The organism is Lacibacter cauensis (genome assembly GCF_007830055.1).
Classification (GTDB): domain Bacteria; phylum Bacteroidota; class Bacteroidia; order Chitinophagales; family Chitinophagaceae; genus Lacibacter; species Lacibacter cauensis.
In genome coordinates, this window is sequence record NZ_VLLE01000004.1 from 116,467 (window position 1) to 142,440 (window position 25,974).

At 42.8% G+C, this 25,974-nt stretch carries 24 protein-coding genes; 2 read left to right on the top strand and 22 right to left on the bottom strand.

Annotated elements, in window-relative coordinates:
• Positions 1-30: 30 nt before the first annotated feature.
• The gene (locus IQ13_RS10645) at positions 31-885 is read right to left on the bottom strand and encodes a MotA/TolQ/ExbB proton channel family protein (RefSeq protein WP_144886361.1); all 855 of its coding nucleotides are present in this window, start codon (positions 883-885) and stop codon (positions 31-33) included.
• Positions 886-1,186: 301 nt separating this feature from the next.
• Here IQ13_RS10645 and IQ13_RS10650 point away from each other — a divergent pair, with 301 nt between their 5' ends.
• Positions 1,187-3,754 carry a zinc-dependent metalloprotease gene (locus IQ13_RS10650; RefSeq protein WP_144886362.1) on the top strand — a complete coding sequence of 856 codons (2,568 nt, stop codon included), beginning with the start codon at positions 1,187-1,189 and terminating at the stop codon, positions 3,752-3,754.
• Positions 3,755-3,821: 67 nt separating this feature from the next.
• Here the strand turns inward: IQ13_RS10650 and IQ13_RS10655 are convergent, their stop codons facing one another.
• The 21 genes from IQ13_RS10655 to IQ13_RS10755 all read right to left on the bottom strand — a co-directional run bounded on the left by IQ13_RS10655 (position 3,822) and on the right by IQ13_RS10755 (position 25,207).
• The gene (locus IQ13_RS10655; RefSeq protein WP_144886363.1) at positions 3,822-5,741 is read right to left on the bottom strand and encodes an SPFH domain-containing protein; all 1,920 of its coding nucleotides are present in this window, start codon (positions 5,739-5,741) and stop codon (positions 3,822-3,824) included.
• A gap of 320 nt (positions 5,742-6,061) precedes the next feature.
• Complete coding sequence (locus IQ13_RS10660) at positions 6,062-7,339, bottom strand: ABC transporter permease (protein ID WP_144886364.1); 1,278 nt, start codon at positions 7,337-7,339, stop codon at positions 6,062-6,064.
• A 142-nt stretch (positions 7,340-7,481) separates the two neighbouring features.
• Entirely contained in the window at positions 7,482-8,861 is a 1,380-nt protein-coding gene (locus IQ13_RS10665; protein WP_144886365.1) for an NADH-quinone oxidoreductase subunit N, read from the bottom strand.
• A gap of 18 nt (positions 8,862-8,879) precedes the next feature.
• The gene (locus IQ13_RS10670; protein WP_144886366.1) at positions 8,880-10,316 is read right to left on the bottom strand and encodes a complex I subunit 4 family protein; all 1,437 of its coding nucleotides are present in this window, start codon (positions 10,314-10,316) and stop codon (positions 8,880-8,882) included.
• Positions 10,317-10,337: 21 nt separating this feature from the next.
• Positions 10,338-12,248, bottom strand: a complete 1,911-nt coding sequence (nuoL, locus tag IQ13_RS10675) for an NADH-quinone oxidoreductase subunit L (RefSeq protein WP_199758238.1) — start codon at positions 12,246-12,248, stop codon at positions 10,338-10,340.
• A 66-nt stretch (positions 12,249-12,314) separates the two neighbouring features.
• Positions 12,315-12,650 carry an NADH-quinone oxidoreductase subunit NuoK gene (nuoK, locus tag IQ13_RS10680; RefSeq protein WP_144886367.1) on the bottom strand — a complete coding sequence of 112 codons (336 nt, stop codon included), beginning with the start codon at positions 12,648-12,650 and terminating at the stop codon, positions 12,315-12,317.
• 99 nt (positions 12,651-12,749) lie between these two features.
• Positions 12,750-13,253, bottom strand: a complete 504-nt coding sequence (locus tag IQ13_RS10685; protein WP_144886368.1) for an NADH-quinone oxidoreductase subunit J family protein — start codon at positions 13,251-13,253, stop codon at positions 12,750-12,752.
• A gap of 73 nt (positions 13,254-13,326) precedes the next feature.
• Positions 13,327-13,890 (bottom strand): NADH-quinone oxidoreductase subunit NuoI, encoded by a 564-nt coding sequence (nuoI, locus tag IQ13_RS10690; RefSeq protein ID WP_144886369.1) that lies wholly within the window; start codon positions 13,888-13,890, stop codon positions 13,327-13,329.
• Positions 13,891-14,060: 170 nt separating this feature from the next.
• Positions 14,061-15,113, bottom strand: coding sequence for an NADH-quinone oxidoreductase subunit NuoH (gene nuoH / locus IQ13_RS10695; protein WP_144886370.1), 1,053 nt, complete (start codon positions 15,111-15,113; stop codon positions 14,061-14,063).
• A gap of 5 nt (positions 15,114-15,118) precedes the next feature.
• The gene (locus IQ13_RS10700; protein ID WP_144886371.1) at positions 15,119-16,231 is read right to left on the bottom strand and encodes an NADH-quinone oxidoreductase subunit G; all 1,113 of its coding nucleotides are present in this window, start codon (positions 16,229-16,231) and stop codon (positions 15,119-15,121) included.
• A gap of 27 nt (positions 16,232-16,258) precedes the next feature.
• Positions 16,259-17,620 (bottom strand): NADH-quinone oxidoreductase subunit NuoF, encoded by a 1,362-nt coding sequence (nuoF, locus tag IQ13_RS10705; RefSeq protein ID WP_144886372.1) that lies wholly within the window; start codon positions 17,618-17,620, stop codon positions 16,259-16,261.
• Between the two features lie 41 nt (positions 17,621-17,661).
• On the bottom strand, positions 17,662-17,880 hold the full coding sequence (locus tag IQ13_RS10710; RefSeq protein WP_144886373.1) for a hypothetical protein: 219 nt from the start codon (positions 17,878-17,880) through the stop codon (positions 17,662-17,664).
• Between the two features lies 1 nt (position 17,881).
• Positions 17,882-18,370 (bottom strand): NADH-quinone oxidoreductase subunit NuoE, encoded by a 489-nt coding sequence (gene nuoE / locus IQ13_RS10715; protein ID WP_144886374.1) that lies wholly within the window; start codon positions 18,368-18,370, stop codon positions 17,882-17,884.
• A 32-nt stretch (positions 18,371-18,402) separates the two neighbouring features.
• Positions 18,403-19,629, bottom strand: coding sequence for an NADH-quinone oxidoreductase subunit D (locus IQ13_RS10720; protein ID WP_144886375.1), 1,227 nt, complete (start codon positions 19,627-19,629; stop codon positions 18,403-18,405).
• A gap of 24 nt (positions 19,630-19,653) precedes the next feature.
• Positions 19,654-20,172: an NADH-quinone oxidoreductase subunit C gene (locus tag IQ13_RS10725; RefSeq protein WP_144886376.1), complete on the bottom strand. Its 519-nt coding sequence runs from the start codon at positions 20,170-20,172 to the stop codon at positions 19,654-19,656.
• A 70-nt stretch (positions 20,173-20,242) separates the two neighbouring features.
• A complete protein-coding gene (locus IQ13_RS10730; protein WP_144886377.1) occupies positions 20,243-20,833 on the bottom strand; it encodes an NADH-quinone oxidoreductase subunit B in 591 nt (196 codons plus the stop codon).
• A 31-nt stretch (positions 20,834-20,864) separates the two neighbouring features.
• Positions 20,865-21,284, bottom strand: a complete 420-nt coding sequence (locus IQ13_RS10735) for an NADH-quinone oxidoreductase subunit A (protein WP_144886378.1) — start codon at positions 21,282-21,284, stop codon at positions 20,865-20,867.
• A 112-nt stretch (positions 21,285-21,396) separates the two neighbouring features.
• Complete coding sequence (locus IQ13_RS10740) at positions 21,397-23,106, bottom strand: tetratricopeptide repeat protein (RefSeq protein WP_144886379.1); 1,710 nt, start codon at positions 23,104-23,106, stop codon at positions 21,397-21,399.
• 62 nt (positions 23,107-23,168) lie between these two features.
• On the bottom strand, positions 23,169-24,104 hold the full coding sequence (locus tag IQ13_RS10745; protein ID WP_144886380.1) for a PstS family phosphate ABC transporter substrate-binding protein: 936 nt from the start codon (positions 24,102-24,104) through the stop codon (positions 23,169-23,171).
• A 2-nt stretch (positions 24,105-24,106) separates the two neighbouring features.
• The gene (locus tag IQ13_RS10750; RefSeq protein WP_144886381.1) at positions 24,107-24,346 is read right to left on the bottom strand and encodes a hypothetical protein; all 240 of its coding nucleotides are present in this window, start codon (positions 24,344-24,346) and stop codon (positions 24,107-24,109) included.
• Between the two features lie 36 nt (positions 24,347-24,382).
• Positions 24,383-25,207: an energy transducer TonB gene (locus tag IQ13_RS10755; protein WP_144886382.1), complete on the bottom strand. Its 825-nt coding sequence runs from the start codon at positions 25,205-25,207 to the stop codon at positions 24,383-24,385.
• A 248-nt stretch (positions 25,208-25,455) separates the two neighbouring features.
• On the opposite strand from IQ13_RS10755, the gene IQ13_RS10760 reads away from it, so the two are divergent.
• Positions 25,456-25,959 (top strand): low molecular weight protein-tyrosine-phosphatase, encoded by a 504-nt coding sequence (locus IQ13_RS10760; protein WP_242009531.1) that lies wholly within the window; start codon positions 25,456-25,458, stop codon positions 25,957-25,959.
• Positions 25,960-25,974: the final 15 nt, after the last annotated feature.

The following is a 25,974-nucleotide window of genomic DNA, read 5'->3' on the forward strand; positions in this document are numbered from 1 at the left end:
CAACAGCCAAACTATTTTGGCAGGGTAAGCTTATTTGTACTGAGTTGCAAAACTTTGAGTTAATGTGAAACTTGTTTCATCAATTCCGTAAGTAATTGAATCGATCTTTGTAGTAAACACGTTGTACATGATCATCGCAAAAGATGAAGTACCGATACCCAACGCTGTGTTATAGAGGGCTTCAGAGATACCTACCGCCAACGCACCAGCGTCGCCACCACCACCTTCTTTACCGAGGGCAGAGAATGAACGGATCATACCCAATACAGTACCCAACAGGGCAATCAACGTACCGAGAGATGTAATTGTTGATAAGAATACCAGGTTTTTAGAAAGCATTGGCAGTTCCAAAGCAGTGGCTTCTTCTACTTCTTTCTGAATTGCACCTACTTTCTGATCGTGATCAACACCTTCTGCAGTAGTCATTTCACGGTATTTTTTCAAACCTGCTTTCATAACGTTTGCAACAGAACCTTTTTGCTTGTCGCACTCAGCTAAAGCTGCATCGATATTTTTGTTAGCGAGGTGATACTGAACCTTGCGGATAAAATCGGTTGCATTGCCAGCACCCATTGCTTTTGTGATAGTGAGGAAACGCTCAATAGAAAACACGATTACCATGAGGAATAAGCCGATCAGGAAAGGTACGATGATACCACCTTCATAAATCGCATTGAGGGCTCCTTTTGGTTTGTGATGCTTAGGCCAGAACCAACCTTCTGTTGCTGGTTCTTCAAAACCACTTGGGTTACCTAAAATAAAACGCCAGATAGTGTAACCGGCAAGGATACACACAATTGGTGCAATCCATGAAATAACGTTTGTGCTCTGCTTTGCTTGCCCTGAAGTAGCGGCTTTTGCTGCCGTTGGTTTTGTTTCAGCCATGACAATTGATTTTTTGGTTTTTTAATTAAGTAAGTTTTACGTCTTAAATAGTGGTACAATTCTATGAAATTTCTTTTTCAAAAAATCAAACCAATTTCCCCTTAACAGGGTGGCACAAGTTAGGGAAATATTTATTTTCTGCAACTTCCGTTCATTTTAATTTTTTGAGTAGTTACAACAATCGTTTGCAGCCGTTTATCATTTTTCGCCGCTTGTCATTAACAATTTCCATTCGTTTTTGTACTCAATCGGTTTCATTGTTTAACCACTATCTTCAATCGTTTTTTAAACCCAACAAAGTATGAAGAAAAATCTGATGCTATTTTCCCTGCTGATGGCAGGTAGTTTAGGCGCTGCTGTTGCGCAAAACCGGCCGGGCAATCCAACCACCGGCGGGGCGCCAACACAAATGCCAACCGGTATGCCCGGCGGTGGAGCCCCTGCGCAGCGTACCGCTCCAAAACCTTACAAAGATGTAATTACAGACAAGGCAAAAACAGACGAAGGCCTGTTTAAAGTGCATTTCCTCGACGATAAGTACTTCTTTGAACTGCCAGACTCTTTACTCAACAGAGACATCCTTGTAGTTACCCGTATTTCTAAATCTGCTGCAGGTTTAAGCAATGGCTTTTCCGGTTATGCAGGCGATATCGTTAACAATAACGTTATCCGCTTTGAAAGAGGCCCCAACAATAAAATCTTTTTAAAACGTGTATCCTTCGACCAGCGTGGTACCGACGAGAATGGTATGTACAAATCGGTTGTTAATTCCAATACACAGCCCATTATGCAGGCTTTTGACGTGAAAGCTTACAACAGAGATTCTGTAACCAATACCCGTTTTACGGTAATTGAAATGACCGATTTTATTGCGGGCGATAACGATGTGTTGTTTTTTAACACCGGCTCAAAAAGCAGCCTACAATTAGGTATGATTCAGGCCGACAAATCGTACACACAAACGATCAAATCATACCCCATTAATATTGAAATTAAAACGGTAAAAACATATGGCCGTGCTGTAACACCAGCAACTGCCCAAGCCGGAGGTTTTGGTGGCGGTAACCGTGCAAGCACATTTACATTAGAGTTAAACAGCTCGATGTTACTGCTTCCAAAAACGCCTGCAAAAGCAAGATACTTCGACCCCCGTGTTGGCTTCTTTACACGTCGTGTAACCGACTTTGATGCCAATCCGCAAGGTGTTAAGGAAATCCAGATGGCTGTACGCTGGAAACTGGAGCCTAAAGAGGAAGATGTAGAGAAATATCTCCGTGGCGAATTGGTAGAGCCTAAAAACCCCATCATCTATTACATCGATCCCGCAACGCCTAAAAAGTGGGTGCCTTACTTAATACAAGGTGTAAGCGATTGGCAGGCTGCTTTTGAAAAAGCCGGTTTCAAAAATGCGATTATCGGCAAAATGGCTCCTACAGCAAAAGAAGACAGTACATGGAGTTTGGAAGATGCCCGTTTCAGTGCAATTGTATACAAGCCTAGCGAAGTTGCAAACGCAAGTGGACCTAACGTACACGATCCACGCAGCGGACAAATTCTGGAAAGCCATATTAACTGGTACCACAATGTAATGAGCTTATTGCGTAACTGGTATTTTGTACAAACAGCTGCAGTTGATGCAGGTGCCCGTACAATGGTATTTGATGATGCATTAATGGGCGAACTGATTCGTTTTGTATCATCACACGAAGTTGGTCACACGCTTGGTCTGCGTCACAACTATGGTTCGTCATCAACAGTTCCTGTTGACAGTTTGCGCAACAAGGCATGGGTAGAAGCAAATGGCCACACCCCTTCTATTATGGATTATGCACGCTTCAACTATGTAGCACAACCGGAAGATAATATTTCACGTTCAGGATTATTCCCTCGCATTGGCGATTACGATAAATGGGCTATTGAATGGGGTTACCGCTGGATGCCCGAATACAAAACTGCAGAAGCTGAAGTTCCTGTACTGCAAAAACTCACTACAGAACGTTTAAAGAATAAGCGTTTGTGGTTTGGTACAGAAACAAACCCCGATGATCCCCGTTCGCAAAACGAAGACCTTGGTAACGATGCCATGAAAGCAAGCGCTTATGGTATCAAGAACCTGCAACGCATTGTACCCAACCTCATCAACTGGACCAAACAGCCAAACGAAAGCTATGATGGTTTAAATGAAATGTACAACCAGGTACAAACACAGTTTGGCCGTTATATGGGTCATGTTGCAAAGTGGGTTGGTGGTATTTACGAAACACCGAAAATGGTTGAACAGGAAGGACCGGTTTACGAATTTGTTGCAAAAGCAAAACAAAAAGAAGCTGTTGCCTTCTTAAATCAGCAGTTGTTTACCACACCAACATGGTTAATTAACAACGATATTTTCGGACGCACAGGTATTAATCCACAAGAGATCATCGGTAACAGACAGGAAGCTGTGATTAATCGTTTGATCTCTGTTTCTACCATGAGCAAATTATTTGCTGCAGAAGCAGAATTGGGCAACAATGCTTACAAAGCAACGGAGTTAATGGATGATCTGCGCCGTTCAATCTTCAGCGAAGTGTACACACGTAAAGCAACAGATATCTATCGCCGTAATTTGCAGAAGATGTTTGTAGAGCGTGTTATTTCATTGCTCCCGGGCGCACCGTCTTCAAACACTGGTGGACTTTCCATTACATTCCAGATTACACCATCTGTGAATGTAAAGAATACAGATGCTTATTCTATTCTTAAAGGAACATTACGCCAGCTGAGCAACGATATTAAAGCTGCATTGCCTTTAACAACAGATAACATTACAAAACTGCATCTGCAGGATTTAAACGACCGTATTACAGATATTCTCAACAAGAAATAATCCTACACGGTTACACATAAAAAGACCCCGAAAAAATCGGGGTCTTTTTATTTTACTGAAGAAAGTTTTAATTATCGTTTCCTTGCTCTTTCTTTTTATCAGCATCCATCATTTCCATCAGCTTCAAACCAAGTAATCCGCTGATTGGGCCGTCGGATCCATTGTTGCCACCAATTAATACATCTGGGATAATTTTGATCTGGCCTTTACTGATCTCTTCGGTAATCTTGTAACGGGTAAAGTTATCGCCACCCATTGCCTTCACCTGCAATTCGTATGCTTCTGCAGTTGATTTACCGATAGCCATAATTTTTTCCGCTTCAGCTAAACCGGTTTTCGAAATACGTTCTGCATCAGCAGCAGCATTCAACTTTGTTGATTCGGCTTGTGCGGCAGCTTTCATTTTTATTGCTTCCGATTCAGCATTTGCACGCATCTTGGTTGCTTCAGCTTCTGCATTTACATTCAGCTTTAAACTGGTAGCATCACCTTCTGCTTTCTTCACTGTTGCATCTGCAGTGCGTTGCGCAATTTCTACACTTTGCTGTGCTTTTACAATCTCCTTCTGCATATCGGCAATGGCTGTTTCTTTTTCTACACCCTGCCGTTTCTCTTGTGCCATACGTTGTGTTTCATACGTCTTCTCCTCTTCCTGTGCTATCTTACGATCGGTTAATGTTTTCATCAACGCTTCAGGAGGTACAATGTCACCAATCAATGTATCAACAGCATTTACGTTGTACTCTTCCAGCACATCTTTGATGTGTTCTTTCGCTGCGTTCTGCCGTTCTTTACGGGTGCTTAAGAAAGAAATTACATCACTGTCCTGCGCACTGTTACGGAAATAGTTACCAATAGTTGGTTCCAGTACCTGACTTACAAGATTGTTCATACTGCCGAAGCGTGCAATTACTTTTGGCGCTTCGGTAGCAGGTATGTGAATGATTTGTGCAACATCAAGGTTAAAAGGGAAACCGTCTTTCGAACGCACTGTAATTGTTGATAGATTCTTGTCTAACGAGTGTGCTTCGCTTCTTGCATTTGCCCAGTTTAAAACGAGATTGGTTGTTGGCACTAATTCCACTTTTGTCGTGTACTTATTAACGGGATATTTACCCGGACCAAGCGGTTCCATCCACACACCACGATAACCTTTTTCAACAATGTTACCATGTTTAAAAGTTTCACCGGTTAAGTCTTTACCTACTTCACCAATGTAAGAGATCACCACACCTACATGACCAATCGGAATATCCGTCATGGGTGTTTCTTCAATCTGCAATGCCCATGGGTTGATGTAGTATGAACCGGCAAGTATTACCTGCGGCTGCAAACCACGGTTACCGCCATTGGTAAGAAATGCATCAAAATTCTGGAAGTTGTTATGCCCTTCTACAAACTTACCGGCAATGGAACCAATCGGAATCGGTTCACCATCCAGGGCGGTTACAATACCCACCATGTTTTCGTTAATGGTTACCTGGTCTACCACACTCACATCAAACAAATGACGGTTGATACGATACGAACCTGCTGTGATATACGCTGTTTGACGACCACGTTGGCCACCTCTTTCCAGGAAAGCCTGCGCATCCTGAAAGTTATCACAATCAACCCTGCGTGCAAGAATGTGACCTGTTGGTATTTCAGCACCGTCTTTACTCAATACCAGTGCAATTTTACCTTCGGGTACAACTGTAAACGGAATCATATCTACTCCGTATTGCCAGGGCCACATAAACCAGTATAAGCCCGGTGCTAATGTTTTTGCCTGAAAACCGGCTTCGCCTTTGGTAGCAATAATGCGACCATCGGGTAACTCACGGTTGGCACCAATGAGTACGAACTTTTTAGTTACAAGACCAATTTTGTCTTCGGGTACGATGACCATACCAAAGAAAACACGTAGTACGAATTTGTAGAAGATGAGTGAAAAGAATAAAACTAACACCCACCAATAGGCGAAAAATAAGGATGCAATGTCCATAGTTGATAAAATGGTTTAAGAATGAAAAATAATTGTTGTTGCGCAGTATTTACAGCGTTACGCAGCTATGCAGGAGCATTGTTAGTAAGTAGGTGCACCTTTGTTTAAAACTTACGGGAGATGACTGAGGAAGCAGTTGGCGCTGGAAACAAAAAATGTACGTTCTACATTGGAGTAATTTCCTTTAAAAGGAAGAGCAAAGATATTTTACCGTTTACACATGTGGAATAAAATCCGGTGAGAACGGGAAGTACACTTTCACCATCGGTAAAGTATGTATGATGGATGGTAAGGAAAGAAAAGCTTGCTGTTAACAACTATTACTCGTAGCGTAAAGCAGTGATCGGATCGAGTTTAGCGGCTTTCCGTGCCGGGTATAGGCCTGCGATTAAACCGGTTGTAAAACAAATGGCAACACCGATAGCGGCCCACATCCAGGGAACGACAAAGCCTGTTTTGAAGAAGACGGCTGCAAGATTACCCACCAGTATACCCAGTACAATACCAAAGAAAGCACCGAGCAGACTGATCAAAATACTTTCCCATAAAAACTGTTTGCGTATGTTGGAGCTTTTAGCACCGATTGATTTCGCAAGTCCGATTTCACGTGTGCGTTCGCTTACTGCTACCAGCATAATATTGGTTAAGCCGATGGCTGCGCCTAACAATGTTATGGCACCAATAATAATGGCTGCTATTTGTACATAGCTGAGTGTTTTCTTTAACGATTCAACAATACTGTCGCTGCGGTCTACGTAAAAGTTATCAGCTTCTTTGGTTGATAATTTTCTTGCCTGGCGAAATACACCTGTTGCTTCACCAACAGCTGCATCCATTTGGGCAAAATCATTTGCCCGGATGGTAATGTTGTAACTTCCGCTGCCGTTAAACACCCTGCGAACGTTATTGTACGTAATTAAGCCAATATTATCGAGCGAAAGAAAAGAGCTGGCGCCCCTTGCCTTCAATACCCCAATTACCCGGTAGCGGTTTGAACCAATGCGGATGATTTTCCCAATAGCATAAGCCGATTTGCCCTTGAACAGTTTCTGTACCAAATCGCTGCCGAGGATAACCACATTGCGGCCACTCTCAACATCAAGCTTATTAAAATCACGCCCCTGCTCCAGCGTATAACCACTGTTCAGTAAATAATTTTCATCACCGCCAATTACACGCACATTGGGATTGGTTTTCTGCTCTTCAAAAAAAACGGTTGCGTTACCGCTTGCAAATTTTGAAATACTTACAGTTGCGGGAAAAGAAAACTGCTCTTTAAATCTTCTAGCTTCGTCAAAGGTGATAAAGCGATCGAGGTTGGAGCTCCGTTGCTTCGTACCGGCTTTTTTTGTCCGGGTTAAATCACTTCTTGGTCCTCCACCAAAACGGATATTCCGCTCTTTATAACGTAAGCTGAAAGAATTAGCGCCAAGTATGGAGAAGTTCTCGTACAAACTCTGGTTCATTGCCTCAATGGCGGTAATGATTCCGATTAATGCCATGATACCAAAAGCAATAATGGATACAGTAATACCCGTACGTAATTTGTTGGAACGAATGGTTCGCCAGGCTAATGATAAGATGTCGGAGAATGTCATATGCGCATTTGAATCAAAACCGGTTAACGGCTTCATTATTCATCCCGAAATTAAGAAAGCTGCACCGAATTGCAAGTTGTTTCTATAAACGGTAAAGCCTCCGTTTTGACGGAGGCTTTGCAAAATCGCTTTGTAAGCTTATTTAAAAGAAAAAGAGCATGTTTGTTAACAACGAAGGATAAACACCCAACACAACTACTACTGCCGCTACAACCACCAGCAACGCTTTAAAAGGAGCTGTAATTTCAAGTTCCTGAGCCTCTCCATCTTTAAAATACATAGCTTGAATAACACGGAAATAATAATACACACTCACTGCCGCCATTAACACCGCAAAGATGACCAACCACAGGTATGTTCCCGTTTTAACAGCCGCTGCCAGCACATAGTACTTTGCAAAGAAGCCTGCAGTTAAAGGGATACCAGCCAACGACAAAAAACAAACAGTTAATACAAACGCTACAAGCGGTTGTCTTTTTGCAAGACCGTTAAAGCCTTCAAATGTATAATCCTTCATTTTTACCAGCACAGCAAAGATGCCGATGGTGGCAAAGCAATAGGCAGCTGCATACAGCAACAAGCCCTGCTTCGATAAATCGTTTACAGCAAAAACAGCAAACAGCATAAAACCTGCCTGTGCAATACTTGAGTAAGCCAGCATCCGCTTTACGCTTTGCTGGTATACAGCAGTGATGTTACCAATGAACAATGTAAGTGCTGTGATAACCGCAACCGTTAACTTCCATGTATCGGCTTTGCCGGCAAATGCATTTGTAAAGAGGTTAAGGAAGCCGATGAAGATGGCGGCCTTCACAATGGTTGCCATGAACGAAGTAAAAACTGTTGGAGCACCGTCGTATACATCAGGAGTCCAGAAATGAAAAGGGGCAGCAGAAACCTTAAAGGCCAAAGCAACCATCACCATTACAATACCAACAGTGGTAAAGGCTGTAAAGTTATCAGATGTAATTGCCGCCAAACGTTCTACCTGGAACGAACCTGCAGCACCATACAGAAATGCAATACCCATTAACAGAATACCGGTTGAAAAAGATCCCATGAGGAAGTATTTCAACGCAGCCTCGTTTCCTTTAAGATTTCGCTTATCTGAACCCGTTAAGATGTAAAGAGGAATCGAAACAATTTCAATACCGATGAAAAGAATAAGCAGGTTGTTGAATAAAGCAACCAGTCCTGCACCACTCATGACAAAAAAGATCAACGCAAAATATTCGAACGAGTGCTTACCTACCGCTTCTACATCTTTTCCGCTGAGTAAAATGTAAATGAGTAAGGCAAGGATTAACACTGTAAGAAACAGCAAACCAAAACGCTCATAGTGCAACATACCTTTAAAGTCGCTGTTAATGATCATTTTTCCACTGAGATCAAATAGGTTTCCGATCAATAATGCAACCGCACCCACAAGGGCTACAGTTTTAGCCGCCGATTTGCTGTTCAGGAACAAACCGCTGAACATCATCACCACACCCCAAATCGCCGAAAGTAAAATCAGGTTCATCGTTCTTCGTTAAAGAGTTTATTTAAAGATTCCCAGTATAAAACTTGCAGTATCCTTGGTTAAATTAAACACAGGCGAAGGATACACACCCATTACAAAAATGGCCACCACAATTACAGCCAACGCTGCTTTTTCAATAAAGCTGATGTCTGTATTGTTGGCGGTTAATGCATTTTCATTACCATAAAATACTTTCTGGATCATGCGCAATGTGTAGATGGCACTGAGGATGATGCTTAACCCACCAACAGCGGCATACCATACATTGAATTTGAACAGACCATTGAACATGAGGAATTCACCAATGAATGCATTGGTCAATGGCAACGCTACGTTGGCCAAGGCAACAATCACCAGCAGAATAGTTAATGCAGGTGCCTTTTGTGCAAGACCACCCAGCTCACTCATTTTGCGTGTGCCGAATTTGCGTTCAATCAGTTCTACCACGATCCACATACCGAGTACGTTTACACCGTGACTGAAGAACTGAATGATTGCTCCCTGTAAACCACTTTCATTGTTTACAAACAAGGCCGCACTCATTAAACCAATATGCGCAATGGATGAATAAGCGATTAAACGTTTCAGATCGTCTTGCTGCATGGCAACAATACTTGCGTATACCATACCGATTACGCTTAACCCAATCACCACGTTATCGAACTGTACAGCTGCATCGGGGAACAAAGGCAATAACCAACGAACCACTGCAAACAAACCCATCTTCACCATCAATGCACTCAATACCATGGTTACTGCAGTTGGAGATTGTTCGTATGCATCGGGCTGCCAGGTATGGAAAGGAAACACCGGCATCTTGATGGCAAATGCAATAAAGAATAACCAGAATAACCAGGTTTGCTGATCGCCTGACAACTTCACAGCATACAACGAATCCATTGCAAAAGATCCGTCGGCTGTTTGGAAATACATATACAATAAACCAACCAGCATCAGCAACGAACCGATGAATGTATAAATGAAAAACTTAAATGTAACTGCAATGCGTTTTTCGCCACCCCATTTACTGCAGAGGAAATAAACAGGAATAAGCGCCAACTCCCAGAAGAAATAAAACAGCAAACCATCAGCTGCCAAAAACACACCCACAATACCGGCCTGTGCCAATAACATCAGTCCATAAAAGCTGTTGGGCGAAGCGTATGTCGACTTCCAGGTAGAAGCAAAAATAACCGGATAAGCAAGTGCGGACAGCAAACAGAGCAATGTACTGGCTCCATCCATTTTTAAAGCAAAGCTTGCGCCCAATTGCGGCAACCATTCTGCAGAAAAACTTCTGCCTGCTTCGTTACCTGTTACGAGACTGTACGAAATCGCTGCCAGGGAAACGAGCGACACAACAAAACTCCATAGCTTGGCCTTGTTTTCCTGCTTTAAAAAGAAGGACACCAATCCACCAATCAACGGAACCAATATCATCAATAATGCTATCATAATACAGCTATGCCTGGTTAATTAAAGAAATTTGATAGTAATAACAAACAAAAGCAGGATACCAATCACCATCCACAACACATAAGAGCCTACCTGTCCGCTCTGTAACAAACGCAACTGGCGACCGCCCCACTGTACTCCTTTTCCTACACCATTTACAATACCGTCGATACCACTCTTCTCCACAAAGCGGTTAAAGAAAACGCCTAAGCCGTTGAGTGGTTTTGTAATGATGTTATTGTACAACTCATCTACATACCATTTATTCGCCAGCACTTTTCCAAAGCCTTCGGGTTCGCCTGTTTCTGGATTTTTGCTGAAACGGTTCAACGCAAAGAAGATGGAACCTGCAATAAGCGTTAAGCTTACAGCCAATAAAATATATTCAGTTGAATGTTCGACATGATGTACTTCAGCAGCTTCCGTTGAAAGCTTAAACACAGGTGCTAAATAATGTTCCAGACGATGTGCATCAGCTGCAAATAATTCCGGAATACCAACAAAACCTGCAACTACAGCAAGAAAAGCAAGAATAACCAACGGCACCGTCATTTGCCAAGGGCTTTCGTGCAAGTGGTGTTCCTGTTCGTGTGTACCACGGAACGTTCCTTTAAACGTCATGGCATATAAACGGAACATGTAGAAAGCAGTCATTAATGCACCGGCTAAACCAATGATGTAAAACACAGGATTCGCAGCAAATGCATGTACCAAAATTTCATCTTTAGAAAAGAAACCGCTGAACGGAGGAATACCGGCAATGGCAATACAACCTAATAAGAAAGTAATATGTGTGATGGGCAATTTCTTTGAAAGTCCACCCATTTTACGAATGTCCTGTTCGTGATGCATGGCATGGATAACACTACCAGCGCCAAGGAACAACAATGCTTTGAAGAAAGCGTGTGTCATTACATGAAACACAGCTCCGGTGTAAGCACCAACGCCCAAACCAAGGAACATATAACCTAACTGACTAACTGTTGAGTAAGCCAGTACCTTTTTAATATCGTTTTGTTTGATGGCGATTGTTGCAGCGAGGATAGCTGTTGCCAAACCAACCACGGCTACCACTACCTGCGTTGCAGGTGCAAGCGTATATAAAATGTTGCTGCGTGCAATCATGTAAATACCTGCGGTAACCATTGTTGCTGCGTGGATAAGTGCTGATACTGGTGTTGGACCAGCCATCGCATCGGGTAACCAGGTATACAAAGGAATTTGTGCACTTTTACCTGTTGCACCAACAAAGAGCAATAATGTAATGACAACAAGGATACTATCGCCTTTAAACATACCCGAAGCCTGTGTAAACACTTCGGTATACGTTAACGATCCAAACTGTTGAATAATGAAGAACAAGCCGAGCAGGAAACCAAGGTCGCCAATACGGTTCATCACAAAGGCTTTGCGCGCCGCATTGCCGTATTCGTTATTCTTAAACCAGTAACCAATCAGTAAGTAAGAACAAAGACCTACACCTTCCCAACCAATGAACATGATGAGGTAATTGGCACCTAACACCAGCAACAACATGCTGAACACGAACAGGTTTAAATAAGCGAAGTAGCGTGCAAAGTGATGACTGGCTTCTTCGTGCATGTAGGAAGTTGAATACAGGTGAATTAAAAAACCAACACCTGTAATTACCAGCAGGAACAAGGCCGACAATTGATCTACCTGGAAAGCAAACGGAATATTGAGGCCAGCAACATTGATAAACTCAAACAGGTTCACAGTTGTTGCTGTAAATGCTTCCGCTCTTGTTTCGTTAAAAATGAGTACACTCACAATAAACGAAGCAAGCACTGCCGCACTGCCAATGATTCCGCTGAGCGATTTGCTGATGTAATTTCTTCCAAGTCCATTGATGAGAAAGCCGATCAACGGAAACAACGGAACCAGATAAACCAAGTCGATAATACTCTTCATAATAGTTAAGTACGAGGTACGAAGTTGGAAGTACGTAACTCGTACTTCGTCATTCGTAATTCGGTATTAATGTTTAAGTCTGTTCAAAAAGTTTACATCCACACTATGAATGTTACGGTACATCATTACAATAATGGCCAAACCAACACTTACCTCAGCTGCTGCTACCACCATAATAAAAAACACAAATAACTGCGCCTCAACCCCTGCTACTGCAGCCGGATCGATGGCAATTGCATTTTGTGCATGCATTTTAGAAAATGCAACCAGCAACAGGTTTACTGCATTCAGCATCAGTTCCACACACATGAAAATGATGATGGCATTGCGGCGAGTTAATACACCTGCCACACCAATACTGAACAAGGCAACTGCTAAAAAGATATAATATGTAATCGGCATAAATAAGATTTGAAAACTTTTCAATTTGAAAATTTGAAAATTGGCATCTGTCTGTCTGATCGTATCATTTTCAAATTCGCAAATTTTCAAATTAATAATTTAATCTCCTTTCTTTCCTATCACCACTGCGCCAACCATGGCACTTAAAAACAACACACTGCTTATTTCAAAAGGCAATACATAATCGGTAAACAATGTTTTGCCCAATGTCTTAATCAAACCCGTTTCGCCACCCATACTTACCGGCGCTTTCAACAACTCATCGCTCTGGCGTAGAGCAGCTACAAATACCAGCATTAAACTACAACCGGCAACAACCCCTGCTATCTTCAGCCATTTGTTTTTCTGTGGCTCGGTTTCTGCATTCAGGTTCATTAACATGATCACAAACAGGAACAACACCATAATGGCACCGGCGTACACGATAATGTTTACAATAGCAAGGAACTGTGCATTCAATAAAATGTAATGACCGGAAATGGCAAAGAATACCACAATTAACCACAGTACGCTGTATACCGGGTTTTTACTGGTAACCATCATTAAGGCTCCAAACACTGCAAGAACAGAAAGGAACCAGAATAGAATTTGAGTAATCTCCATAAACTGTTAAGTAAGAAGTAGCAAAGTTTAAAGTGCGTGTTGTACTTTTTAGTTTGTACTTCTGTATTTGTTTTTATTGCTGTTGACTGGCTTTCGCCTTGCGTTCATCGATTAATCCTTTCGCTTTGGTAAATGCTTCAGGGTTTTCTTTTGGATGCGGGATAACCATGTTCTCCTTTCCATAAATAAAACTCTGGCGGCTGTAATTTGCCGGAGCGAATGTTTCGGTTAAATAGATCGCATCTTTCGGGCAAGCCTCTTCGCACAAACCACAGAAAATGCAACGCAGCATGTTAATCTCGTACTTTGCTGCATACTTTTCTTCACGGTATAAATGCTCTTCGCCGGGCAAACGTTCTGCAGCATCCATGGTAATCGCTTCTGCAGGACAAGCAACTGCACACAAGCCACAGGCTGTGCAATTTTCTCTGCCCTCTTCATCACGGTTTAAAATATGCAGACCACGGAAAACAGGACTGAATGGTCTTGTTTCTTCGGGGAACTTAATCGTAGCTTTCTTTTTAAAAATGTGCGAAAAGGTAATACCCATACCTTTTAACACTGCGGGGAGATAAATTTTCTCCGCAAAGTTCAGTGGCCGGCGGTCTACCTGTTTTGCTCTGTTAGTTAATTGCATCAACGTTATTTAAAAAGTTTGCAAATGTATTTTTTATTATCAACTTCTGCTCTTTTATCAGTAGCTGTTGCGTCGCACTCTTGTACTGCAACAATTCTATTCATCTTTAGCGAAGTCGAAAGACCCTCCTCTTTCAATCACTCATCACTGCTCATTCATCACTCATCTTTTTACTTCTTCAAAAACAAAATCACTGCAGCTGTTACCAGCATATTGAACAAGGCCAGCGGAATTAATTTTTTCCAGCCCAGATTCATCAGCTGATCGTAACGGAAACGTGGAATCGTCCATCGCACCCACATGAAAATGAAAATGAAGACCAATATTTTTACAAAGAGTGCAGCTGCACCCAGTAATGCCATCAGGTTTGCAGATAAACCCCACGCAGTTTCATCGTAGAAAGGAAGGATATCATATCCGCCGAAATACAATGTTGCCATCACCGCACTGCTGATGAACATATTGATGTACTCTGCAAAAAGATAAAAGCCAAGTTTCAAACTTGAATACTCGGAGTGGTAACCCCCAATCAATTCGTTTTCTGCTTCAGCAAGATCGAACGGTGTACGGTTACATTCTGCAAATGCACACACGAGGAAAATAAAAAAGCCTAAAGGTTGTAAAAAGAAATTCCACCAACCTTCCTGTTGCTGTTTTACCATTTCGCCTAAGCTCAACGAACCGGTAATCATCAACAGAGCAATCAAAGAAAGCCCCATTGCCAATTCGTACGAAATAATTTGTGAAGCAGCACGTAAACCACCCATGAGCGAAAACTTATTGTTACTTGCCCATGAACCGATCATGATACCGTATACACCTAAGCTTACAACACCAAACACGTAAAGGATGCCAATATTTACATCCGCAATCTGCAATGTAATGGTACGGCCGAATAACTCTGCTTTATCACCCCATGGAATTACTGCACTGGTAAGCATGGCGGTGATCATTGCCAGCGAAGGACCAAGAATAAATAATACTTTGTTAGAAGAGGTAGGAATGATTTCTTCTTTAAAGAACATTTTTACACCATCGGCCAAGGGTTGCAGTAAGCCCAACGGACCTGCACGGTTTGGACCGATACGATCCTGAATCCAGGCCGCTACTTTACGTTCGCCAAAGGTCATGTACAGGGCTACTACTAACGAAATAGTAATAATCACGGCAATGAAGATGAGTTTCTCCAGTACCAATGCCCAATCGACTGCTAATAAAATCATATCCATTAATTTCCTTTCTTCAGTTGTTTAAATACCTGCGATGTTGCCGGCCCTTTGATTTCGCTTAACTCCACTTGGTTTACTTCACTTACATCTTTAATGTTCATGAGTAACTTCGGATCTCTGCCGCCCATTACTTTCGCTACCGTTTCGTTTGGCTTTTTCATGCCTACATAATGGCCTTGCGAAATCACTGAGTGACGGCTCACCTGCGATGGTCCTTCAATTACCCAGTCGCTGATTTTCTTCCGCTCAAAACGACAGGTATTACAGATCCAGCCGGGTTCGCCTTTGGTGGTATCTTTTACTTCGCCCCACTCATCTTTACGAGCAGTTACACGCAACACTTCATCGCCACGCATCCACAACTGTACTTCGCCACTGCACTTATCGCAATTGCAATGTGCATCTACAGGCTTGGTAAACCATACACGGTTTTTGAAGCGGAAGGTTTTATCGGTTAAAGCGCCCACCGGACAAACATCAATCACGTTACCGATGAAATCATTATCTAAACTCTTTTCAATGTAGGTTGCAATTTCTGCATGATCGCCACGGCTTAATACACCATGACGGCGTTCTTTACTTACCTGGTCTGCAGTGTATACGCAACGGTAGCAAAGAATACAACGGGTCATGTGCAACTGAATGTACGGACCCAGGTCGTGCTTATCGAATGTTCTGCGTTTGAACTCGTAACGGCTTGCACCTTTACCGTGTTCGTAGCTGAGATCCTGTAAATGACATTCACCTGCCTGGTCGCAGATAGGGCAATCCAACGGATGATTGATCAATAAAAATTCAACCACACCGTTTCTTGCATCGGTTACACGATCGCTGGTAATATTTTTCACCACCATACCGTCCATTACTGTGGTACGGCAGCTTGCAACAAGCTTTGGCATCGGGCGGGGATCGGCTGTAGAACCTGCTGCCACTTCTACCAAACAAGTACGGCACTTACCACCACTATCTTTAAGCTTGCTGTAATAGCACATTGCAGGCGGAGTAACATCGCCACCAATTTTTCGTGCAGCATTCAGAATGGTTGTTCCCGGCTCCACTTCAACGGTGATGTTATCGATGGTTACTTTAAAAAGTTGTTTTTGCTCAGACATATTGTTGAATACGTTCTTTCAAATTTGTTATGCAGTTGGTGCTGCTATTTCCAATGGTTTTGCATAATTGGCCAAACCATAATTTCTTACCAATGCTTCGCTCGGGTTGGTCACATGCCATTCAAACTCATCACGGAAATGACGGATGGCTGCTGCTACAGGCCATGCTGCTGCGTCGCCCAACGGACAAATGGTATTTCCTTCGATCTTGCGTTGAATATCCCACAACAAATCAATATCACTCATGCTGCCTTTACCCTGATCGATCTTCAGCAGAATTTTTTCCATCCAGCCTGTTCCTTCACGGCAGGGCGAACATTGTCCGCAACTTTCATGACGATAGAACCGTGCAAGCGTATACGTATGCTTCACCACACACTGGTCTTCATCCATTACAATAAAACCACCGCTACCCATCATGGTGCCTGTTGCAAAACCACCATCGCTCAAACTCTCATACGTCATCATGCGGGTTTCGCCCTTTGCTGTTTTCAGCAAAAGATTAGCCGGAAGAATAGGTACAGATGAACCACCGGGGATACATGCTTTCAGCTTTTTGCCATTGGCAATACCACCGCAGTATTCATCGCTGTAAATAAATTCTTCAACCGAAATATTCATTTCAATTTCATACACGCCTGGTTTGTTGATGTTACCGCATGCAGAAATGAGTTTTGTACCTGTAGATTTTCCTGTACCAAGCTTTGCATATTCCTCACCGCCTTCGTTCACGATGGGCACAACTGCTGCAATAGATTCCACATTGTTTACCACCGTTGGGCAACCCCACAAACCTTTTACCGCAGGGAACGGAGGTTTGATACGTGGATTACCACGCTTACCTTCCAGGCTTTCAATCAATGCTGTTTCTTCGCCGCAGATGTAGGCACCGGCGCCCGGCTGCACAAAAATGTCGCAATCGAAACCACTGCCTAAAATATTTTTACCAAGGAATCCTGCATTGCGGGCTTCCTGTACAGCTACTTCTAAAATTTCTTTTACCCACCAGTACTCACCACGGATGTAGATGTACGAACGGTTGCTTCCCAGTGCATACGAAGCACAGATCATTCCTTCAATCAACAAATGCGGAATGAACTCCATGAGATAACGGTCTTTAAACGTACCCGGCTCACTCTCATCGGCATTTACAACAAGGTAACGGGGAACACCTTCAGGTTTTGCAAGGAAGCTCCACTTCATACCGGTAGGGAAACCTGCACCACCACGGCCACGCAAGCCACTTTTCTTTACTTCTTCTACCACCGCTTCAGGGCTCATCGTCTTCAGTACTTTTTCCACGCTGCGGTAACCACCTTCACGGCGATACACATCGTAATGCCTGATGCCTTCTACATGTGCTTTTTCTAAAAGTAATTTTCTGCCCATATCATTTTCCTCTTTGTGAGGAGATCGTTTTACTCAATTAATTATTGCTTGTTGGTATCGCTGCTGTCGTTGTCTTTAAACCAATCGGGTTTAAAGCGCAATACATTCCGGAAAATCAGCGATACAAATGCCAGTCCGATGCCGATAAACAACAATGGCCGCATGGTTGCTTTGTCTTTCGACATTAAAAATGCAATCATCACAATCATTGCCGATGTAGAAAGTAAAAAGCCGATATACATTGCTGTTCTCTTCTTCATCTTAATTGGCTTTGGCTTTACCTTCTGCAATCAATGCATCAATTTTTTCTTTGGTCAGGTGCTCCCGATAATCAGGACCTAACTGCATCATCGGTGCATAACCGCATGCACCTAAACATTCAACTGTTTTTAATGTAAACAGTCCATCTTCAGTTGTTTGGCCGGGTTTAATGCCCAGCTTTTCGTAGATGTAGGCTACAATATCATCGCTGCCACGCAACATGCAAGGACCTGTCTGGCAAACCTCAAAAACCGTTTTACCAACAGGCTGTAAATTGTACATGCTGTAGAAGGTAGCCACTTCGTACACTTCAATAGAAGTAATCTTTAATAACTCCGCTACATAATCCATTGCCTCGGCACTTAACCAACCGCCATTCTGCTGCTGGGTATAATGCAACAAAGGAATTAAAGCACTCTTCTGCTTTCCTTCGGGGTAGTGCGAGATCATCTCTTCTACCTTCTTCAACTGTTCTTCAGAAAACTTCATTATTAATGTTCAATTAATCAATTATCAATTCGCTACGCATCCAGCTCGCCTGCAATCAAATTCAAACTACTCATTACCAGGATCGCATCACTCAACATACTGCCCTTCACCAGTTCTTCAAATGCCTGATAATAAATAAAGCAGGGACGACGGAAATGCAAACGGTACGGTGTACGTCCACCATCGCTGATGAAATAAAAACCTAACTCACCATTTGCACCTTCTACACTGTGGTACACTTCACCTTTTGGCATTTCAATTTCACCCATGATGATTTTAAAGTGCCAGATGAGTGCTTCCATGCTGGTATATACATCTTTCTTTTCGGGCAGATAGTAAGCAGGTACGTTGGCATGATATACTTCTGCCTCTGCACCTTTTATGTTTTGTATTTTTTGATAAGCCTGTTCGATGATGCTGAGACTCTGCCACATTTCCACATTACGCACCAGGAAGCGATCGTAGGTATCGCCGGTTGTACCAACCGGTACAATGAAATCAAAATCCTGGTAAGAAGAATAAGGGCTGTGTACACGCACATCATAATCTACACCGGCAGCACGCAGGTTGGGGCCTGTAAAACCGTAGTTCAAGGCACGTTCGGCAGAGATGGGTCCGCAACCAACTGTACGATCTACAAAAATGCGGTTACGTGTAAACAGGTTTTCGAACTCTTCTAGTGCCTTTGGATATTCTTTGAGGAAACGTTCCAGTTTTTCCCAAGCAGCAGGTGTAAAGTTGCGCTCGAAACCACCAATACGGCCAATGTTTGTGGTTAAACGGCTGCCGCAGATCTCTTCATAAATTTCATAAATCAACTCACGGTATTCCATCAGGTACACGAAACCGGAGAATGCACCGGCATCAACACCCAGAATGGAGTTACAAATGAGGTGATCGGCAATACGTGCCAACTCCATCAAAATAACACGGAGGTAATCCACTCTTTTTGGCGTTTCAATACCCAGCAGTTTTTCGCAGGTAAGATGCCAGCCGATATTATTGATGGGACTGCTGCAATAATTTAAACGATCGGTAATTGGGGTAACCTGGTACAGCGAACGACGCTCTGCCAGTTTTTCAAATGCACGATGAATATAGCCGACAGTAGATTCAGAACTCATTACACGCTCACCATCCATTTCCATGATGTTCTGAAACACACCATGTGTAGCAGGGTGTGTAGGACCTACGTTAAGGGTGATTGTTTTTTTCTCAATCGAACCTTCGGGTAATAATATATTTTGAACGTCGCTCATGATTAATTCTCCATTATTCAATTATCAATTAACAGAACCTCCTCTTCCAAACATCTCATCATCCTTATCAATACGTGTTTGGTCTTCTAACGGAAACTCTTTACGCAGCGGGAAGTAATCCATTTCATCCACATTTAAAATGCGTTTGAGATTGGGATGACCCACGAAGTTTACCCCAAAGAAATCGTAGGTTTCACGCTCCATCCAGTTGGCGGTTGCATATAACTGCGTAGCCGTGTAAACATCAGGCTTATTAATATCGGTAAACACTTTAAAGCGGATGCGTACATTATCAACCAGGTTGTGGAGATGATAAACCACCGCCAGTTCTCTGCCTTTATCGTTCGGGTAATGTACAGCCTGCAAATCGGTGAGGAAACGGAATTTCAACGTTTCATCATCAAATAAAAACTGGAGTACTTTGAGGTTTAACTCTTTGGGAGCTTCGAATGTAAGCATACCATAAGGCTCGGTAAAGTTTGTTACCGCTTCCCCAAATTTCTCTACCAGCTTGTTTTGTATCTGTTCGTTGGTTAAACTCATATCGCTTCACGCTTTTCGCTGCTTGCTGCACGCCTAAGCCATTCGCTTTTAGCGTGAAGCCTGCGGCTTCTTATTGTATTCCGTAGCTTTCTAATAATTTTTGATAATGCTCGCTGTTGCGGCGACGCAGGCTTTCCTGTCCTACAAGATCCTGGATGCGCATTAAGCCATCCAGAATTGCTTCGGGACGGGGAGGACAACCGGGCACATACACATCTACCGGTACTACCTGATCAATTCCCTGCAAGACACTGTAGGTATCGAAAATACCACCACTGCTTGCACAGGCACCTACTGCCATTACCCAGCGGGGCTCGGCCATTTGCAGGTACACCTGTTTTACCACAGGTGCCATTTTTTTAGAAATGGTTCCCATTACCATCATCAAATCGCACTGGCGTGGAGTAAACGCCATACGCTCCGAACCAAAACGGGCCAGATCGTAATGCGCCGCTGCTGTAGCCATAAATTCAATACCGCAGCAGGAAGTTGCAAAAGGCAAAGGCCAGATTGAATTTTTACGGGCCAAGCCAACCACCTCACTCAGCTTTGTTGCAAAAAAACCTTCGCCCATATGACCATCAGGCATATCAACCATACTGATATGACCATTATAATCTGCAGGCTTCGGGTTAATGTTATATTGTACCGGACGTGCCATAGTTTTATTGTTTAAAGTAAGTTTCCCGGAATTAATCTTCCCAGGTTAACGCACCTTTCTTAATAATGTAATAGAAACCGCAAAGGAAAAAGCCGACAAACATCAATACCGCCACAAATCCACTCCATCCAAGCTCTTTGAAATTAACAGCGTAAGGGTAGAAAAAGATTACTTCCACATCAAATAAAACAAACAAAATTGCTACCAGAAAGTACTTTACAGCCATTGGCTGGCGGGCGTTACCGTGAATTTCGATACCACTCTCAAAGTTTTCGAGCTTTTGAGCCGTTGGACGTTTGGGGCCTAACAGGTGCGTAAGCACCATCATTACTGCCACAAAGCCTACAGCAAACAGAATTTGTATACCAATTGGGAAATAGTTACTGGAATCGTTTACAGCTTTTGCAACTGTAGAAGCAGGATTGGACTGTAAAAAGAAAAGCTCTAGCATCAGAGACGGTTTTGAATGCCGCAAAAATAAGGCAGGGTAATCGAAATTCCCTGTAATAAAAAAAAATCCCTTCGCTGATGCGAAGGGATTGTATACCAGATAAACTTAACTGCTAACTTTTTGACGAAGAACTGCCGGCAGAATTCGATGTTACACCACCGGGTTTAGTGGTTGTTGTACTACCGGTTGTTTGTGATTTACCACCTGTAAGCTGACGTTTGTACTCAGTAGCTTCTTTATCAGTTGGGTCTATTGCCAGGATTTTATCGCAGAACTCAATCGCTACTTTATAATCTTTCTTCACAAAAATGTTGTACCCGATAAAATACTTGTATGCCAATTTAATTTGCGGACGGAAAGAAACAGAGTCTTTACTTGCCGATGCAACCTGTACAAATTTTTCGAAATGCGGGTTGGCCATTCCGTTTACCATGCTGGTATCGATGCTCCAGTTTGCACGGGCACGCCAGTAGTAACCATAAGCCTGATCAGGATACTTTTCTGTATACACGGCAAATACGCTATCGGACTTTGTATAGAAAGAAAAATCGCCACCGGAGCCTGCATCAAAAAATGCACGGCCGAGATTGTACATATCAACGTTGCTCGGAGATTTCTTGGCTTTGTATTGCTTATCTAACCAATAAGCAGTTGCAGGCTTGTCGCCTTGCTTTTTGGCTAACGCAACAGCTTTATCTAAATAAGATGCTTTGTTATCCTGCACAGTATCTGCGTCCATTGCCTTTTCGTAGTAAGCATAAGATTGCGCCTCACTTCCTTTTGTGGCAGCTAAAATATCGCCTAACAATTCATAATCCTTCGGTACAATTTCCTCAGGCTTTGATTTTTTAAAGAACTCATCAATGCTGGCTTTGGCATTTGCCATATCGCCACCTTTAAAATAGCTGTATGCTTTTAAACGGTAGATACGAGGCTTGATGACGTTTACACCAACTTTCGTAATTAAGGCATCTGCCAACGTAATCGCTTCGCTGTATTTACCGGCAGCATATTTCAAATCAATTGTATAGTAATCGTTTTGCGGATCGCTGTCAATTGCGGCAATGTACTTGTGCAAATAATCTTCAGCCTTCGCTACATCCCTGAAATACCAATAAACATATAAAGAATACAACGCAGGACCGTAAGCGGGATCCATTGCTACAGCCTCTTCATAAGCAGGCAGGAAGTAGTCTTTATTTTTTTGACTTTCGTAGATCAATCCTTCTTTGTGCTTTGCAGCAGCGTATTTAGGATTTAAGTTCAAGGCATTTTTAAAAGCCAATACCGCATTACCGCCATCAACCAGCTTGCGGTAAGCATCGCCAATTGTTACATAAACCGAAGGATCGTTGAACTTTTTGGTAGTTGTAATTTTCTGCAGGTGCGTAATACCATAGTTGGCATCGCCAGCTTTGGTATAAGCATTGGCACGGCCTACAGCATGCAACACCTCGTTATCTTTCGATTTGCTGTTGTTAACAGCCATATCGAAATGGTTACGGGCATCTGTGGTTTTGTTTTCCAGCAATTCTACGTGTCCCATACCCGCCATCAGTAAAGGCGAAGTTGCACTTGCCTGCAATGCGGCCTGGTAGGTTTCCTTTGCTTTTGCTACATCTTCCAGGCCAATATATGCCTGACCTAACCAATAAGCAGCCTCTTCATTTTTAGGATTGGCTGCTACCAATTTTTCAAAAACTTCTTTCGCACTTTTGAAGCGTTCGTAATACATGAACTTTTTGCCATCTTCGATTGATTGCGCAAACAGCTGCTGCACAAATACAATTGCCACAAATGCTAAACTGAGTGATCGTTTCATTGTTTCTTTCTTCTTTGGTTTAAGTAATCTGGTTGCTCACAGGGTCGGTAAAAATATTGAATTTATTGCGTTACCGGTTTTACTAATTTCAGTTGCGTTTCCCGCATAATATAAATTCTTCTGCCGGGAACCAGGTAGCCTCGTCTGAAAATCAGCTGCCCACGGTCACTATTCATAAAATTCACAAACGCTTTTCCCAATCCTGCGTGATTTTCTTTCAAGACGTAATAAATTTCACGGGAGTAAGGATAACGTTTTGTTAAAATTTCTTCCTGCCAGGGTTTGGTAAATGTTCCAGCCTCATCGCAACTATCGCATGGTAACCAGGCAATACGCACTTTTTTCAGCATTTCCAGCTGGTTTACATCTTCCGGATTACCAATCCAGCTTACACCCACAAACCCTACGTAGCCGGGGTTTCGGGAAATATAATCAACCACATCGCTGCTGTTTTTAGCTGCAGTAATAACGGAGGTATTAAACATTTTACCTTTTAAAATACTATCGATGGCATAACGTACCGAACTGGTTGCTTTCACCCCGTCAAAAACCGGTTTGTAAGGCAGTTTGCTGGTGCCCAGCAACAGCTCCTGCACATCTTCTTTGGTAAAAACAGAATCAGCAGCACTTCTGTTTACAACAAGTGCTACTGCATCTCTCGCCAACAACTCACTTTTGGGATACAACCCCAGCGAGTCGGAATAATAACGGGCTTCGGCAGCAGTGAGTTTGCGGGTAACAATTACCATACGGGTACTGTCGTTGAGCAAATCGTCCCAACACTCCGCTTCCGGTTTATACTCTGCAATAATCTTTGCCTTTGGGTAAGCCGATTCAAATACTTTTACCTGTTCCTCAATAATAGGTTTGAAAGCCTCATCTACACTTATATAAATAGTTCCAGACGTACCGGTATCTGCAGGCTGTGGCTTTTTTGTTTTGCAAGAAACAAAAACAACAAAAAGAAGACTTAAGAAAGCAGCAAAACGCTTAACCATACTCAGGAAGGATTTTTATACGATTTAACGCCTCTGAAAATGCGAAATGCGCCGTATACAAAAGCTCCGATACCAAACACCGTAATAATATCGGGCGGAGGAAAGGCAATTTCCAGGCCAATAAATTTTGAAACGGCCAACACTGCCCCTACAATGGCATAAATCAACCCCATCACCAAGTCGAACAACGCTCGTACGTTTACGGGTTTATTTTTCTTTCTAAAGTCTTCCTGTATTGACATGTAAGCTTTTTAGGGAGCGGGCAAGTTAACCAATTTTTACTCTTCGGGAGCGGTAAAAGTAACCGGTTGTGTAAAATATACAGCTACTGCTTTGCCGTTCTGTTTGCCGGGTTTCCATTTGGGCATGCGGCCAATAACCCGCAACACTTCCCGGTCGAATTGCGAACCACCGCTTGCTACAATTACAGCATCTGTAACATCGCCATTGGAATTGACTACAAACTTTACCCGTACAGTTTTCCGATCGCCCGCCTCCAGGTCATCGGGTACCCGCAGCATTTTTTGCAAATAGCTGATCCATGCCTGCATACCGCCGGGAAATTCGGGCGCTATCTCGGACACTTCGAGAATTTGCGGAGCTTCCGGCTGTGTTTCTTTGGGAGGATCGGGAGTGATGATCGTTTCGTCTCCTCTATTTGCCTGGATATAACCTTCGCCGCCAGGTGTTCCCGGATCATCAGTTGGACCTGGATTGTATGGCTGAGGATCTGTTCTGTCGGGCGGTAAATTCCTTGCTTCATCATCGGGAACAATTACCGGATCCGTATCAATTTTTGTAGGCGGCTGCTCGGCCACTGTACGTTCTTTTGGTTGCGGTTGTTCTTTCGGCTGTTCCGGTTCAACATACTTGTCTAAAACAATCTCCGTTATTTTTTCTCTTGCCAAAGATCCGGAGTCTGCTTTCCTGGGTTGACTCATTACAATTACAAACCCGGCACCTACCAATACCAACATGGTTGCCATTGCTTTTTTAAGATGTGATGGATAAGCTTTGCGGATGGAATAAGCACCGTACGCTTTGTTACGGTTTTCGAATAAAATGTCTAATAAATCGGCTTTGAGAATTTCTTCGCTTTTCATGTTATTACAGTTTGGTTGTGAACAATAAACAGTATGCTGCACAGTTGCAGTGCTGTTCCGTTTTCTACTTCATGAAAAACAAAAGTTCATTGATCTGTGTCGGCCGACTTGATAGTGAAACGTTTGTTTATAAACCAGTAATTAAAAAGTACTGTTTGCTATTTAGATGCGTTGCAGAAATAAATCCACAAACATAGTCACCGCTTGATTTAGGAAGAACCTGCAAGCGGAAACATTCAACCCAAAACTTGTTACACTCATTTATCTTTGCGGCCATGCGTATTTTGATGGTTTGTTTGGGAAATATTTGTCGCAGTCCGTTGGCAGAAGGAATACTGCAGCAGAAAGCGGGAACAGCAGGTTTGGAATGGCGTGTGGAAAGTGCCGGAACCGGTGGTTGGCATACCGGAGAACCTCCGCATCATTTAAGTACCAAAGTGGCAAAACTGAATGGTGTTGACATCAGCAACCAACGTGCACGACAATTTGTAAAAGAAGATTTTCTAAACTACGATTTCATTTATGTAATGGACAGCAGCAACTATGTTGATGTAAAACACATGAGCGGAACGTTATGGAACGAAGCAAAAATAGATCTGCTGTTAAACGAATTATACCCGGGTGAAAACAGAGCCGTTCCCGATCCCTGGTATGGAAAAGAAGATGGCTATCATCAAGTGTACGAACTAATCGATGCAGCATGCGACAGGATCATACAGAAGCATACACAGGAAGTACGAGCTACGAAGTAAGGAAAACAAGAAACG